The sequence below is a fragment of the Polynucleobacter sp. AM-7D1 genome (assembly GCF_018688455.1).
GTDB lineage: Bacteria > Pseudomonadota > Gammaproteobacteria > Burkholderiales > Burkholderiaceae > Polynucleobacter.
Genome location: NZ_CP061319.1, coordinates 1,655,767 through 1,670,491, shown reverse-complemented (window position 1 = coordinate 1,670,491; position 14,725 = coordinate 1,655,767). Strand labels below are relative to the sequence as shown.

Annotated in this window: 15 protein-coding genes; 10 read left to right on the top strand and 5 right to left on the bottom strand. The window is 43.5% G+C overall.

Annotation, left to right across the window (positions count from 1 at the left end; all coding sequences use genetic code 11):
- Nucleotide 1: 1 nt before the first annotated feature.
- Both GQ359_RS08720 and GQ359_RS08715 read right to left on the bottom strand, forming a co-directional pair.
- Nucleotides 2–715: a Tn7 transposase TnsA N-terminal domain-containing protein gene (locus tag GQ359_RS08720; RefSeq protein WP_215386730.1), complete on the bottom strand. Its 714-nt coding sequence runs from the start codon at nucleotides 713–715 to the stop codon at nucleotides 2–4.
- A 193-nt stretch (nucleotides 716–908) separates the two neighbouring features.
- Entirely contained in the window at nucleotides 909–1,244 is a 336-nt protein-coding gene (locus GQ359_RS08715) for a hypothetical protein (RefSeq protein ID WP_215386728.1), read from the bottom strand.
- A 15-nt stretch (nucleotides 1,245–1,259) separates the two neighbouring features.
- On the opposite strand from GQ359_RS08715, the gene GQ359_RS08710 reads away from it, so the two are divergent.
- The 8 genes from GQ359_RS08710 (at nucleotide 1,260) to GQ359_RS08675 (ending at nucleotide 9,701) form a co-directional block, all read left to right on the top strand.
- Nucleotides 1,260–2,078 carry a hypothetical protein gene (locus GQ359_RS08710; RefSeq protein ID WP_215386726.1) on the top strand — a complete coding sequence of 273 codons (819 nt, stop codon included), beginning with the start codon at nucleotides 1,260–1,262 and terminating at the stop codon, nucleotides 2,076–2,078.
- A 239-nt stretch (nucleotides 2,079–2,317) separates the two neighbouring features.
- Complete coding sequence (locus GQ359_RS08705; protein WP_215386725.1) at nucleotides 2,318–2,653, top strand: YnfA family protein; 336 nt, start codon at nucleotides 2,318–2,320, stop codon at nucleotides 2,651–2,653.
- Between the two features lie 218 nt (nucleotides 2,654–2,871).
- On the top strand, nucleotides 2,872–3,207 hold the full coding sequence (locus GQ359_RS08700) for a cobalt-zinc-cadmium resistance protein (RefSeq protein ID WP_215386723.1): 336 nt from the start codon (nucleotides 2,872–2,874) through the stop codon (nucleotides 3,205–3,207).
- Between the two features lie 70 nt (nucleotides 3,208–3,277).
- A complete protein-coding gene (locus GQ359_RS08695) occupies nucleotides 3,278–4,561 on the top strand; it encodes a TolC family protein (protein WP_215386721.1) in 1,284 nt (427 codons plus the stop codon).
- Nucleotides 4,562–4,574: 13 nt separating this feature from the next.
- The gene (locus GQ359_RS08690; protein ID WP_215386720.1) at nucleotides 4,575–5,147 is read left to right on the top strand and encodes a hypothetical protein; all 573 of its coding nucleotides are present in this window, start codon (nucleotides 4,575–4,577) and stop codon (nucleotides 5,145–5,147) included.
- A complete protein-coding gene (locus tag GQ359_RS08685) occupies nucleotides 5,144–6,184 on the top strand; it encodes an efflux RND transporter periplasmic adaptor subunit (protein ID WP_215386718.1) in 1,041 nt (346 codons plus the stop codon). Before GQ359_RS08690 ends, GQ359_RS08685 begins: the two co-directional genes overlap by 4 nt.
- Nucleotides 6,185–6,194: 10 nt before the next feature.
- Complete coding sequence (locus tag GQ359_RS08680; protein WP_215386716.1) at nucleotides 6,195–9,317, top strand: efflux RND transporter permease subunit; 3,123 nt, start codon at nucleotides 6,195–6,197, stop codon at nucleotides 9,315–9,317.
- A 15-nt stretch (nucleotides 9,318–9,332) separates the two neighbouring features.
- Nucleotides 9,333–9,701 (top strand): hypothetical protein, encoded by a 369-nt coding sequence (locus tag GQ359_RS08675; protein WP_215386714.1) that lies wholly within the window; start codon nucleotides 9,333–9,335, stop codon nucleotides 9,699–9,701.
- 178 nt (nucleotides 9,702–9,879) lie between these two features.
- Here the strand turns inward: GQ359_RS08675 and cadR are convergent, their stop codons facing one another.
- Complete coding sequence (gene cadR, locus GQ359_RS08670) at nucleotides 9,880–10,278, bottom strand: Cd(II)/Pb(II)-responsive transcriptional regulator (protein ID WP_068949421.1); 399 nt, start codon at nucleotides 10,276–10,278, stop codon at nucleotides 9,880–9,882.
- Between the two features lie 98 nt (nucleotides 10,279–10,376).
- On the opposite strand from cadR, the gene GQ359_RS08665 reads away from it, so the two are divergent.
- Together GQ359_RS08665 and GQ359_RS08660 are read left to right on the top strand one after the other, a co-directional pair.
- Complete coding sequence (locus GQ359_RS08665) at nucleotides 10,377–12,557, top strand: heavy metal translocating P-type ATPase (protein ID WP_215386712.1); 2,181 nt, start codon at nucleotides 10,377–10,379, stop codon at nucleotides 12,555–12,557.
- Between the two features lie 41 nt (nucleotides 12,558–12,598).
- On the top strand, nucleotides 12,599–13,099 hold the full coding sequence (locus GQ359_RS08660) for a hypothetical protein (RefSeq protein WP_068949419.1): 501 nt from the start codon (nucleotides 12,599–12,601) through the stop codon (nucleotides 13,097–13,099).
- Nucleotides 13,100–13,245: 146 nt separating this feature from the next.
- Here the strand turns inward: GQ359_RS08660 and GQ359_RS08655 are convergent, their stop codons facing one another.
- Both GQ359_RS08655 and GQ359_RS08650 read right to left on the bottom strand, forming a co-directional pair.
- Complete coding sequence (locus tag GQ359_RS08655; RefSeq protein ID WP_062310081.1) at nucleotides 13,246–13,869, bottom strand: tyrosine-type recombinase/integrase; 624 nt, start codon at nucleotides 13,867–13,869, stop codon at nucleotides 13,246–13,248.
- Between the two features lie 153 nt (nucleotides 13,870–14,022).
- The gene (locus GQ359_RS08650; protein ID WP_062310079.1) at nucleotides 14,023–14,724 is read right to left on the bottom strand and encodes an ABC transporter ATP-binding protein; all 702 of its coding nucleotides are present in this window, start codon (nucleotides 14,722–14,724) and stop codon (nucleotides 14,023–14,025) included.
- Nucleotide 14,725 lies beyond the last annotated feature (1 nt).

The window sequence follows — 14,725 nt, the reverse complement described above, 5'->3', positions numbered from 1 at the left end:
GTCAATAAGCTGGTGACGAATAAATCATCGAGCAATCTTCATATTCAAGCGCATCATTAAGGTATAAGTGACGGCTTGCTACGAGTTTTAAAATCAATATCTTTGGAAGGCCCGTAATTCTCATGAAAAAATCAAAGGTCATTCCATCTGTGTATTTGGATACCTCCTCAATAGCCAATAAAATATCTTCTGAAGTAAATTCAAGACGAGCGCAAAATGCAATGTATTCGGCCCTTTTATGCAAATTTCCTACGCGAAATTGCAGTTCTGTTTGAACTTCAAATCTAACGTTTACGGTTTCACAAATAGAAAGGGCTTCCTCGAATAATTTTGACCATGGTTCTTTGACGGTAAATTTATGTGGTTTTACCTCTACTATTGTTGGTCGCCCATTCTTGATTACTAAAAAATCAGGAGTGTAGGTTGATCCATTTGAAAGCGTTAGGGTTGCTCTCTGGTGGTATATAGCAGATACACTGGGATTAAGGGTGGTTACTAAAACAAAGTCAGCCTCAAAACTTGACTCTGTATTGATCCAATCAACATCAAGAACATCAAAATGGTATGCAGTAGTTTTTAAGTGCGGAGCATTCTTCTTGCCGCCTACCTGTCGAACAGGGTTCTCGTGAATAATTAACGCTCCATTACTAAATTTTCTACATAGTGTTTTTAATGTTAAATTTTCTTCTGTTGATCTAAGTAAGTGTTGCTGCATTGCATCTCCAGTGATTCGTCTGAACCGTCAAAAGGCATCAATTGGATACATTTCTCCCGCGTCGGCTCAAATAAGCTTCAAAAAAATTGACTTTGTTTTGGGGTTTGGAGATACTGTGATTTCGAACAGCAGCAGATCCAAGCATCAAAAAAGTCAGATAGACCTTCGGGTTGATTCTGGCTTTTTTACATTTTTAGCTCCTTGTCTCTTCTATGTTGTCGAGGAGCTTTTGCGTGAGGCTCATCTGCCACTGAGCTAAATCGCTCGTGAGCCCATACCAATCCCTCCTTTTGGGGATCTTAAAGATTTTGATTGGAATTTCATTCCTTTCATTGGCTAGGCGAAAGGCGCCATAGGATTTAAACCCCAGTGCCAGGTAGAGGTCTTTGCCGCCCACCATGGAGCCATATCGATCCATTAAATCCTTCAATAAATTGCGCTCAGTTGTCGCCATTTCAAGCCCTTTTAGGTTGGGACTAGTGTGCCCTTGATCTAAAATGAAAAAAAGGTTCATTAAATAAATATTCAAGTCACCCCATTTCTAATGCCCAAAAAAGCAGGTGGACAACCTAAAACCTCTTATGAAAAGGCTCGCATCCAGATTTGGTATGAAGAAATTAAAAGTAGGGGCAATCCAAAAGATGGTCGATTAGATAAGCTATTTGTTTGGCGTTCTCCTCATTTAAAGGGGGATGTGCAGCCTAAAATCTTTGCCAATATCAGGAAGTACCACAGATACCCTAAGGGCCTAGATCCCCGCTGGAGAGATATCAATGAAATAGTTTTAGCCGTTGAAAGTGATCCGCAATATCAAGGTACCTCAGATCTCTTTAATGCAGAACTTTGGGATTTGTTGGAAACCAAGTCCATTACGGAAGCACAAATTTATGAGCGCATCGATCGAGTGCTCATTCAAAATGATCTAGAGCGTAGGCCCGGAAAAGATATCCCTGGATATAGACAAGCAATAATGATTACTAGATTTTCATCTAGCTTTAATGAAACATTTGAATGGTCGATGGAAGGAATTTCTGCGTTAACAAGGGGATATTTAGAGCTTCTTCACGGTATGCATATGAAAACTATGCAATACCCGCTACCAATGGACGCTTTTCCAGTTAAGAGTCATTTCCTAGAAGAATATTTAATTCTTAGGCTTGGCGACTTTGGGAAGGAGTGTTATGTGGATTTAATAAAAAAAGTTGACGATATTGAGGTACTTAAAAATCAGAAAGAGGGGAATAGCCCCTTCCAACGTAGGTGGGCAATTACATGGCCATTTTGCAAAGCCGGGCAGATACCTGTTTTAGGTTCGTACTACGGTGGAAAGAGCCACCCATTGAAATCTAGTAGGGTGTCGTAACCCATTTCGTCGTCTTCTTCTTAACCTATTGCGGAAAGTCAAAAGAGGCTATTTTTAGGGGTTTGACTGACGGATTCCGGCCATAAGGGGTCAATGGAGGAGAGTATTGAAAATCCTTGTGTCGGTGGTTCGATTCCGCCCCGGACCACCATGAAATACCAAAACCACCTTCGAGTAGTTTTTTCGTTTGTAAGGCTTAATAAAGAAATTGATTGGATAATTATTAAAATTTAGGAATTATGGAATTTATAAAACTCACAGGGCTATTTGCTATTACAGCTATAGCGGAGATTATCGGTTGTTATCTTCCGTGGCTTGTATTAAGACAAGATAAGTCTGCTTGGTTATTTTTGCCTGCGGTAGTATTTCTTCTATTATTTGCGTGGTTGCTAACCCTTCATCCTGCCGCCGCAGGCAGAACTTATGCGGCGTATGGAGGTATGTATATCGTCGTTGCGCTGATATGGCTCAGAGTGGTTGAAGGGGTTGAACTAACTAGATGGGACGTAGTTGGGGCAATAGTCGCCTTAATTGGTATGGTAATTATCGCTTTTCAACCATTTAGTAGGAGCTAGCGGAATGTTGTTTAAAACCACAGTCTAGATACAGAGTCGAGCATCCTGGGCTTTTGGTCGATTCTGCCTAAGGACACCAAGAAATACTAGAATCGTCCTGCTTAGGTGTTTTTACGGGTATGAGCTGTCGGTAAACATCTTTATGCGAAGCTAATCCATTATGCGTTTGTGAGAAAGCTCAAAATGCAAAGTGCGGAGAAATATGCTGTAATTGGCTAATGAGAAAAATCCTGATAATTCTGGCCCTGCTAGTTTTATCGATACAAACATCCTATGCTACGGTTACTGCTTACTGCCAAGAAGAGCAGGCGGCAGCTGCTCATGTTTCACATCACGAGCATGAGAAGCCAGTCAGTATTGCCTCAGCTAGCGATTCTGCAAGCTACGATTCTGATTGTGGAGTCTGTCATTTGGCACATTCTCCAGCATTGCATTCCACTTTTAGCATTTCAGTTACTTCTACCGTCTTTCATTATGAAGATGCTCGATTAGAGTTTTTAGTCGATATTTCTCCTCACCGCCCCGAAAAACCCAATTGGCTCGCTCTCGCCTAAGTTAGCGAGAGCCTTAACCTAATTCTTCTCCTCTCGCTAACTCTGTTTTGAACAAACAAATGGAGTTTTTATGTTGCGAGAGTATTCGGGCGTAGTTCGTCGCTGCGTCATTCAATTTACTGGATTGGTTTTTATATTGGGGTCGCCAATAGCGTTTGCTAATAGCGAGCGCAAAGCTGAGTCGGCCTTAAAGTCCTTCTATGAATCTTCATGGGAGCGCCAACCTGACTATAAGTCCTATCAGTATCGAGTAGAGGCCGCGCTTGCTAGGCAAAAAATTGCTAGCAGCCTTTTAGTAAGCCCAGCTTCGGTGGAAGTGTCGCAAAAGACCGATAGAACTAACACCAATCAAGGCGCTAGTGAAACCATACTGGGTTTAGATATCCCTCTGTGGTTGTGGAATGAGCGGTCAAGCTCAATTAATTTAGCGGATGCTGAATATAAAAAGCTTTTGTCTCAATACTATCTATCCCAATTGAGAATTGCAGCTGAAGTAAGGGATGCCTATTGGAATTATCAGAAATCAAAAATTGAATCTGATTTAGCGCTCCGCAGAAATGAGAATACAAAGAGCTTAGCTCTTGATGTTGAGAGGAGATTTAAGGCTGGAGACTTATCTCGCGCAGATCTTCATCAGGCTAATGGGGCTCTCGCATCATCAGAAGCTTTTTTGGTCGAAGCGCAGGCCAACGTCATTAATGCTGAGCAAAGGGTGCGTTCTTTATTGGGAAGTGAGTATTTCAAGAAAATCCAATTCGGTGACATTGCTAAAAATATTGAACCGTTACCCAAGGTTCCTGAAAACCTGTCAGGACTAGATTCCAGTTTGCCAATCGTTGCAGCCCTTGTAGATCAGTTAGAGGTTGCTAAAAAAGCGCTTGACTTAGCAAAATCTCAAACTCGGGCTTCCCCACAATTGCAAATATGGACTACTAAGGGCCGTGAAGTCTATGGCGTTCCCTATCAGCAATCAGTTGCTGTTGGGTTAAGAATTCCTTTTGGCTCTGATGCTCGCAATACTAATAGATTGGCCAGTGCTACAGCTGAGATGGTCGATTCAGAGGTTCGATTGTCCTATGAGCGAGAGTCTGCATTAAGTAATGTGGAATCAAATGTGGCTTTAGTGAAGTCGGCACAAATGAAGCTTGGCGCTGCAGATAAGAGGTCTAACTTAGCCAATGAAACACGTCAATTTTTTGACAAATCATTTCGCTTTGGTGAAACCGATTTGCCCACAAGACTACGTATTGAGCTAGAAGCAGTGGATGCAAATAGACAGGCTGCGATTGCAAAAATCAATTACGCAGTCTCAGTTTCAAATTTACGACAGGCCCTTGGCTTGTTACCAGAGTAAGGTCACTTTAACTATGAATTTATTGAACAAATACAGTCAGTTGGCGTCAAAACTGTTAATTGCGCTATCTCTGACAATTGCATCGGCAGCTTATGCAGGCCCTGGTCATGGGGAGGAAAAACCCACCACTGCACAAACTCAAACATTACCTCGCTTTTATGCTGAATCTGATCTCTATGAGGCGGTAGGAGTGATCAATGGTAAGGAAATCACACTCTACCTAGATCGCTACTCCTCCAATGAATTGGTCAAAGGAGCCAAGGTTGAAATTGAGCTTGAGGGCTCTAAAATTAGTTCAGAGCCTCATGGCGATGGAGAGTATCTCTTTCGCCTAAAAAATAAAATTAAAGATCAGCCTACTGCGATCACCATCACGATTAATGATGATGATGTTACCGACATACTAGCAGCCACTATCGATCTAAGTTCCTTTGAGCGCTCCTCATTGATCACTTGGAAATCAGCAATAAAGATCTTGCTTTATTTCAGCCTCTTGATGGCAATTGCCTATTTTTCTTATCGCAAGAAAGAGATGTTGATGACGCATACAAAAAAGTTAATTAAACAAATCAAGGAGCGGGTATGAATCGCAAACAGAGAGATTTTGTATTTCGCCCCTTTATCCTTATTGGTTTATCTGTGGCGCTATTTGCTTTTAAGGTTCATGCTGGGCCGGGTCATGGCGAGTCGGAAGCATCCCAAGTTCAGGGCGATGCCCCGAAAAGACAGTCGGACGGCAGCCTTTTTATTCCCAAGCCTGCGCAACGCCAGTTACACGTGATGACAACTCCTGGCCAGTTCGGCGAATATGCCAAAACCTATGATTTAGCTGGAAAAGTCATCATGGATCCTAACTTTGGCGGTAAGGTGCAGGCGATTGTTGCTGGCCGTATTACGCCGGGACCAGCTGGTTTTCCATTGCCCGGACAGAAGGTTAGTAAAGGCGATGTCTTGGCGTATGTAACGCCAGAGGCTGGCCCAGGAAAATCAAGATCACTTGCGGAAAGTCGACTAAAGCGTTTGCGAGATCTGAGCGATACGGTTCCACGTAAGACTATTGAAGAGGCGGAAGCCGCGGTTGCTAATGAAGAATTAAGAGCCCCAGTCAGCGGAATTATTTCTACTACGGGTGTTGTATCTGGCCAAGTAGTGCAAGCAAGAGATCTAATCTTTGAGGTCGTTAATCCATCTAAGCTATTAATAGAAGCGCTTGCCTACGACTCAAATCTGAGTAAGAACATTGCTGATGGCAAGGTGGATGTCAATGGCAAAGTGATTGAGCTCAAGTATCTCGGTGGTGGACAGACCCTTAGAGAGCAAGCTTTACCTCTTACTTTTTCTGCTAAATCGGACGATCTCCAATTTTTACCCATAGGTCAGCCCATTCGAGTATTCGTAAATACCGATAGCAAGGTCACTGGAGTAAAGGCGCCTTCAAAATCATTAGTGAAAAGTGGCTCGAACCAGACAATTGTCTGGATTAAAAAGTCCCCAGAAATATTTGAGCCCAGAACAGTTGTATATGAGCCTTTAGATGGTCAGAACATTGTTATCACTAGCGGTATTAAAGATGGTGAACGAGTCATTACTGATGGGGCATCACTCATCAATCAAATTCGTTAAGGACTAAGACATGTTTACTTGGTTATTAGATTTCAGCTTAAAAAATCGCATGATGGTGATTTTGCTTAGTGCTATATCTATGGTCTATGGTGCGTACACCTTAAGCAAGATGCCTGTGGATGTCTTTCCCGATCTGAATAAGCCTACTGTCACCATCATGACTGAGGCTGGCGGAATGGCTTCAGAAGAAGTTGAACAACTCATTACATTCCCACTCGAAACGGCTATGAATGGTTTACCAGGAGTAGAAGCCATTCGCTCAGTATCTAGTGCTGGCCTTTCTTTCATATACGTTACTTTTGACTGGTCTGTAGACATCTATCGCGCCAGACAAATGGTTTCAGAAAGACTCTCATCTATGGACGGAGCAATTCCGGATGGCATTGTTTCGCGTATGGGGCCCATTAGTTCGATCATGGGTGAGATCATGCAAATTGCCATTCCGATTGATGAATCTAAGATTTCATCCATGCAGGTTCGCGAGTATGCTGATTGGGTTTTGCGACCCAGATTGATGGCTATCCCCGGGGTAGCGCAAGTCATTCCTATTGGCGGGCAAGTCAGGCAGTTTCAAGTACAACCGAATACTCGTCGTATGGCGGAGCTAGGCCTTAGCATATTACAGATTGAAGATGCATTGCGGGGCTACTCTGCAAATACGTCTGGTGGATTTCTTGAGTCCAATAATCGTGAGTATCTTATTCGTCATATAGGGCGAACTTCTAGCCTTGAAGACTTAAAGAACATTGCGGTATCAAACCGCAATGGACAAACAATACTTTTAAGACAAGTTGCAGATATTACTTTTGCACCAGCAGTTAAGCGAGGCGATGCCGGTTATGAAGGTGGGCCAGCAGTCATTCTAGGTGTACAAAAACAACCTTCAGCAGATACGGTAGCGCTTACAAAAAAGATTGAATCAGCTATTGCAGAATTAAAGCAGGGCTTGCCAACTGGCATGGAAGCTCCAAAAGTAACATTTAGGCAGGCGAGCTTTATTGATGCATCCATTAGCACTTTAGAGGGTAAGCTCATTGGCGCATCAATCTTTGTTGCTGTAGTGCTGTACTTCTTTTTAGGAACAATTCGCCCGGTCCTCATCTCATTAACAGCAATTCCAGTTTCAATTCTCTTAACTGCCCTGGTTTTTAAGTACTTTGGTTTATCAATTAATACGATGACCTTAGGAGGCCTAGCCATTGCAATCGGCGGCCTGGTTGATGATGCAGTAGTTGATGTGGAAAACGTAATTCGTCGCCTTAGAGTAAATCTAGATAAAGCATCTTTAGACCAATTAAGTCCACTAGCGATTGTGAGAGCCGCATCGCTTGAGGTAAGAACCGGAATTATCTACGCTACAGCCATCATCGTTTTGGTATTCATCCCATTATTTGCATTACCAGGTGTAGAGGGGCGACTATTTGTTCCTTTGGGTATTGCATTTATAGTCTCTACTCTTGCATCACTTTTAGTTTCAGTCACTATCACGCCAGTACTCTGCTTTTATCTGCTGCCCTCAATGCAGTCCCTGAGGGATCACGATACAAAGATTGTCACTTGGCTTAAAAGCCATTATGAGGTTCAGTTGTCAAGGTTGTTAGCGGCGCCTAAAAAGCCTCTGATGTATGCTTTTGCATCCGTCATAGTCGCTGCTGCCAGTGTTCCCTTTATGGCGAGCTCATTTTTACCGCCCTTTAACGAAGGGACTTTACTGATCGGACTGCGTTTAAATCCTGGTGTCTCTCTCTCTGAATCGGCAGGCGTAGCTAGCCAAGCAGAAAGATTAGTCAGGCAGGTTCCTGAGGTGACTTATGTTGGACGCAGGAGTGGTCGCGCAGAATTGGACGAGCATGCGGAAGGTGTACATGTAAGTGAGTTAGATGTTGGTTTAAAGCCTGCGGGAGATTTAGACCGCTCCATGGCCGAGATACAGGCAGATATTAGGTCAAGATTGGTTAACTTACCCGCTGCAATTGCAATCGGTCAGCCAATCTCACATCGAATAGATCACATGCTTTCAGGAGTGCGATCGCAAATTGCGATTAAGATTTTTGGCGATGATTTAGACGTGCTGCGTAGCCAAGCCGATCTTTTGAGATCCAAATTAGCAGGCATTGAAGGCTTAGTTGATTTGGAAATTGAAAAGCAGGTTTTAGCACCACAAATTAAGGTCCGAATTGATTACGATAAAGCAGCGCAATACGGAGTTTCAACATCTCAGATTATGGCCACCTTGCAGGGCATGGTTGAAGGGGAGAGGCTCTCGCAAATTATTGAGGGTAATCGACGGTTTGCCTTAGTGATCAAGTTACCAGACTCAGCAAGAAATTTAGAAGGGCTTGCTGATATCTTGATTGATACGCCAAATGGAAAAATTCCACTCTCCAAAATTGCCAGCATTGAGGATGGGGATGGCCCAAATCAAATTAGCAGAGACGGCGGTAAGCGAAGAATTGTCTTATCGGCTAACGCCTCCAAGCGTGCCCTGTCGGATATCGTAGCTGACATTAGAGCTGTTATTTCTAATCAGACTCTTCCAGAGGGTTACTTTATTACTTTAGATGGTCAATTTAAAGCGCAAGAAGAGGCATCTAAAGTAATTGGTTTGCTATCAATTGGATCATTTCTTTTGATGTTTGCGGTTTTAAATAATCGCTATAAGTCCATGCGCCTATCTTTAATGATTATGTCTAACATTCCCTTAGCTATGGTCGGAGCAGTGATTGGTTTGTGGATTTCAGGCCAGCCACTCTCGATTGCTGCATTAATAGGATTTATCACGCTAGCAGGAATATCTGTGCGTAACGGAATCTTAAAAATTAGCCATTACCTCAATTTGATGCAGTCAGAAGGTGAATCGTTCAGTCTATCAATGATTATTCGCGGATCAATTGAGCGCTTAAGTCCTGTACTAATGACAGCTTTGGTCACAGCTTTTGCCTTGGCACCATTGTTATTTGAAGCAGAGCGTCCTGGTACAGAGATATTGCATCCAGTAGCAGTTGTTATTTTCTCCGGGCTCCTCAGTTCTACCTTATTGGATACTTTTTTAACGCCAGCCATGTTTTGGCTTTACGGGAAAAAAGCATCTGAAATAGCCTTGAGCAATATGAAAACTAACGAAGTATTTTAATTTAAAGGGGTTTATATGAAATCAATGATGGTGATTGCAACCTTGCTCATCAGTTTTACTGGCTTAGTTCAAGCTGGAGCTGGCCATGAATTAAAACCAATGCATGGCGGTATCATAGTAGAGGCTAAGGACATTGATGTTGAATTGGTTACAAAGCCTGATAGCCTATCGCTGTATTTGACGGACCACGGTAAACCGATACCTATAGATGGTGGGACCGCAAAGCTGACAGTCTTAATTGGATCAGATAAAAAAGATTATGAGCTACTGCCTAATGGAGGCAAATTCGAACTGAAAGGAAGCTTCGCTATTCCCAAAGGGGCTAAGGCCATAGCAGTTATCAAGATAGGGACGAAAGTGACTACAGCAAGATTTAATTTATAAGTTAAATTCCCTCAATTTAGCCTATAGACTGGGCCGTAGTGAAGTGATCAGATTGCTATCGTTGATTAGTGGAGCCATGTTCCGCCAAGGTCGGCTTTGGGTCGAATAGTGCCCAATTGATCCAATTAACTCAGGTGTCTTGAAGCGGCCAATAAGAGGCGGTAGTGTCACCTCTTTTTTACTTCACGGGTAGCGATAATTTATTTAAGATCCCGCAGTGTGCTGAGTCCTGATTCGCATGACATTGTTTTCTGAGCAGCTTTAATTGTCGCTCAAGTTGGCGTAGCTCATTAATTCGATTGCTTACACCTTCAATATGGGCATCAAGCAATTCATTTACTGCATCACAGTTTTCATCGGGCAAATCTTTTAAGCGAAGTAATTGACGAATTTCACTTAAGGTCATGTCCAGCGAGCGGCAGTGGCGAATAAATGTAAGGCGTTGCAGGTGCTGATCCCCGTAGATTCGGAAGTTACCCTCAGATCGAGCCGGTTTTGCTAACAAACCCTCTTGCTCATAAAACCGAATAGTTTCCACTTGAGTGCCTGTGGCTGTTGCTAGTTCACCAATTCTCATTTGACCTCCAAGTTTTTACATTTTTATTCTAATCCCTTGACTCTATAGTTACTATAGGGTGTTAAATGTTCTATGTCTTCATCATTTAGGTTTCCGCTATGAGCGAATGCAATACCTCCTGTAGTTGTTCTACATCAACCCCTGTGACAAAGGCTTCTGAGATACGGAGCAAGAATAAGGCCATCTATCGCATTGAAAATATGGACTGCCCAACTGAAGAGGCGCTTATTCGCAAAAAGCTAGTTAGTGTAAGCGGCATTGAGTCGCTGGACTTTAACTTAATGCAAAGGATACTCACGGTTGGTCACAATCTCAACTCACTTGACGCTATCGAGTCCGCTTTGGGTTCAATTGGAATGCAGGCGGTGCTACAAAGTGGTGAGACTTCTACAAAGGACAGCTCGATTGAGCCTATACCTAAAACAAATTGGTGGCCATTGGCTGTTGCAGGTATCACTGCAACCTTGGCTGAAATCATGGAATTGCTGGAACTTGGTAATCAGTGGATTGTCATTGCTCTAGTAATCGCCTCAATTGCTTCAGGTGGCCTGACCACCTATAAAAAGGGCTGGATTGCATTAAAGAATGGCAATCTCAATATCAATGCCTTAATGTCAATTGCAGTAACAGGCGCGATGGCGATTGGAAGTTGGCCAGAAGCCGCCATGGTGATGTTCTTATTTACTCTAGCTGAAGTAATTGAAGCCAAGTCATTAGATCGTGCTCGTAATGCGATTCGTGGCTTATTAGACCTCACCCCTGAAACCGCAACCGTTCAGCAAGCCGATGGCTCTTGGGTGCTAACGGATGTAAAGGCTATCGCTTTAGGTGCTTTAGTTCGAGTGCGTCCTGGAGAGCGAATAGCTTTAGACGGCATATTAATAAGTGGTAACTCGGCAGTAAATCAAGCGCCAATCACGGGTGAGAGCCTACCCGTCGATAAGATAGTTGGCGATGAGGTATTTGCAGGAACGATCAATCAGGCAGGATCGTTCGAATACAAAGTTACTGCAGAAGCGACTCATTCAACGCTAGCTCGAATTATTCATGCAGTTGAAGCAGCGCAAGGAAGTCGTGCGCCCACCCAGCGTTTTGTTGATCAATTCGCCAAGATCTATACGCCAGCTGTTTTTTTGCTTGCGGTGTTAGTCGCTGTTTTGCCTCCATTGTTAATGGCGCAGTCATGGCAAGAGTGGATCTATAAAGCATTAGTCATGTTAGTGATTGCCTGCCCTTGTGCTTTGGTGATCTCAACACCAGTAACGATTGTGAGTGGCTTAGCAGCCGCTGCAAGAAAAGGCATCTTAATTAAAGGAGGCGCTTTTTTAGAAGCAGGACGGAGCATGAAGGTCTTAGCAGTAGATAAGACAGGGACACTAACCTACGGGAAGCCTGCACAAACGGACTTTTTTGCATTAAGTAGCAATGACAAGCATATTCACGAAATTGCCATCAGTCTTGCAGCGCGATCTGATCATCCCGTATCTCTAGCAATTGCCCATGCTAATCAAGAGCAAAAGAATGATTTAAAGAATGTAGATAGCTTTGAGGCGATTCTGGGTCGCGGTGTCAAAGGCGTTATTGAGGGTAATTTGTATTACCTTGGCAATCATCGACTGATTGAAGAATTGGGTTTGTGCTCTGATGATATTGAGAATCGTTTATTACCACTAGAGCAGCAAGGCAAAACGGCCGTATTGCTTACCAACCAAACAGAGGTTTTAGCCATTATTGCGGTGGCCGATACTGTTAGAGAAACAAGCAAGCAGGCTATTGATGAGCTTCACCAATTAGGCGTGATTACCATCATGCTCACTGGTGACAATCAGCACACCGCTAAGGCAATAGGTAAACAGGTGGGTGTCGATGAGATTATGGGTAATTTATTGCCTGAAGATAAGCTCAAAATAATTGACAGTCGCCTAAAAAAGGATCCCAATGTAAAGGTAGGCATGGTTGGAGATGGCATTAATGATGCCCCCGCTTTAGCAAGAGCAAGTATTGGATTTGCGATGGGGGCGGCTGGAACCGATACTGCGATAGAGACTGCTGATGTTGCGCTAATGGATGATGATTTACGCAAGATTACTACCTTTATTCGGCTATCCAAATCAACCGCTCTAATTCTGACTCAAAACATTGTTCTTGCTCTTGGCATTAAAGCTATTTACCTTGTGCTTACCTTTACAGGGCAAGCCACGATGTGGATGGCGGTATTTGCGGATATGGGTGCGAGCTTGCTAGTAGTGGCAAATGGATTGCGGTTATTAAGAAGCTAGGTGTTAGTTCATATCAAGCAGTTAACTCAAGGAGTACTAAAATGAAAAAGCTAGGATGGGTTGCGATTTTAAGTTTAGGTGTTTTACTAAGTGCGCCCGTTTTGGCGCAAACAGCAGGGGCGGGCACTAAAGCCTCACAGACACAACAAAAAAATGTTGATGTAGCGGAGTTTGATAAGCAAGCCGCTCAAATTCAAGAGAACTTTAAAAAGATGCAACAGCAGATGGATCAGATCCGTGCAACTCAAGATCCGCAAGAAAGGCAAAAGCTGATGCAGGCTCACTGGAGCACAATGCAGGGCAACATGAATATGATGCAAGGCATGTGGGGTTCGGGAATGATGGGTTGTTGTGGTGGTAACGGCGGCATGATGGGTGGACACATGATGGGTTGGAATGGTATGGGCCCCTATTACTCTAAATTAACACCTGAGCAGTTAAAGCAACGCCAATACATGATGGATCAATACATGGGTATGCAGCAGAACATGATGAACCAAATGATGCAGCAGAACTATATGTGGATGGATCGGTCAAGGTAGTAACACACTAGGGGGATGAGTTACTGGACTTGTCCTCCAAGGTCTCCCTTGGGTCGAATTGAGCCTATCGCCCAAAGTCCATCTGACTGTCTGGTTATGAGGGAGGGGTAGACTGCGGCGATGGCATTAACGCAGCCTCCCCAATTTCAAACCTCAGTTTGTTCTGCCATCTCTAAAGCATCATCCACTTCAATGCCTAGGTAACGAACTGTACTTTCCAGCTTGGTATGACCCAGCAGCAACTGAATTGCTCGTAGGTTTTTAGTCCGGCGATAGATTAAAGAAACCTTAGTGCGGCGCATGGTGTGCGTTCCATAGTTTGCTGATTCCAAGCCAATAGAGCTAACCCAACTATGCACAATCCTAGCGTACTGCCTAGTCGATAAATGTGGGGATTCTTTAATCCGACTGGGGAATAGATAATCCTCCAGGTGCAAACCATCCGCCTGAATCCATTGCTCAACTGCAGTCCTTGTTAATTCAGTAATTTCAAACTGAACTGGTCGATGGGTCTTTTGTTGCAATATGTTGGCTCTAGATGAAACATGGTCTCCAGTCGCGATATCTCGAACTTTTAACTTAACTAGGTCACAAGCTCTTAATTTGCTGTCGATAGCCAAATTAAATAAAGCTAAATCCCGCTTGTTGCCATTTAGCTGTAGTCGGACCCGAATGGCCCAAATATCTTTTAACTTAAGTGGTGCTTTCTGCCCTGTCAGTTTGCCTTTGTTCCAGGGTTCTTTATGCGTAGTTGCAATAAGCTGTTCCATGACATTCTCCTTATGTGAAAGGGAGTACCACTTTGCGCTGAATTAATGGCATCAGCAAGGACTCTAGAAATCTCAAAAGCAGTCATTCAAGCTAGTTAGCTACTGGAGGCAAATATCGACCCTTAGCCGCCACTTAAGCAATTCTCAGGTTACTCATTGACCCTGCCTAGATTCCTCAATGGTTTGTCCATCTCGAATTGCATAAATGCGCTTAAATAGTGGGATAATTTTTTCATCATGGGTAACCACAATAATCGCAGTCTGATATTGACTGGCCATTTGATTTAAGATCCCCATTACCCCTAGAGCCCTCTCGCTATCTAGAGGCGCAGTAGGTTCGTCAGCCAAAATCACTGGGGGTCTATTTGCCAAAGCTCTTGCAATGGAAACTCGTTGTTGCTCACCCCCAGATAATTCAGATGGGCTTGCATTAGCCCTATGTGCAACATCTAGAGCCTCTAGCAACTCTCTAGCGCGCGCTCTAGCCTGAGCATTAGGCACGCCTGCAAGCATAGGCAATAGTGCGACGTTATCGGTAACGTTTAGAAACGGAATTAAATAAGGGGCCTGGAAAATAAAGCCAATTTTGTCTCTTCTCAGAGCCCTTAAGTCCTTAATCTTCCAACCATTCTCGTAGATCACTTCACCACCCAAAGTCATGCGACCTGCTGTGGGCTCAATGACTGCCCCTAGACATTTCAGTAGCGTACTTTTTCCGGATCCAGATGGGCCAATAAGCCCCACCACTTCACCTGGAGCAATTTGCATATTGACATTTTTGAGGGCATCTACAGCAGCGTCACCATGTCCGTAAGTTTTTCTAAGCCCTTCTAATTGAATGCTGTAAGTACTCATA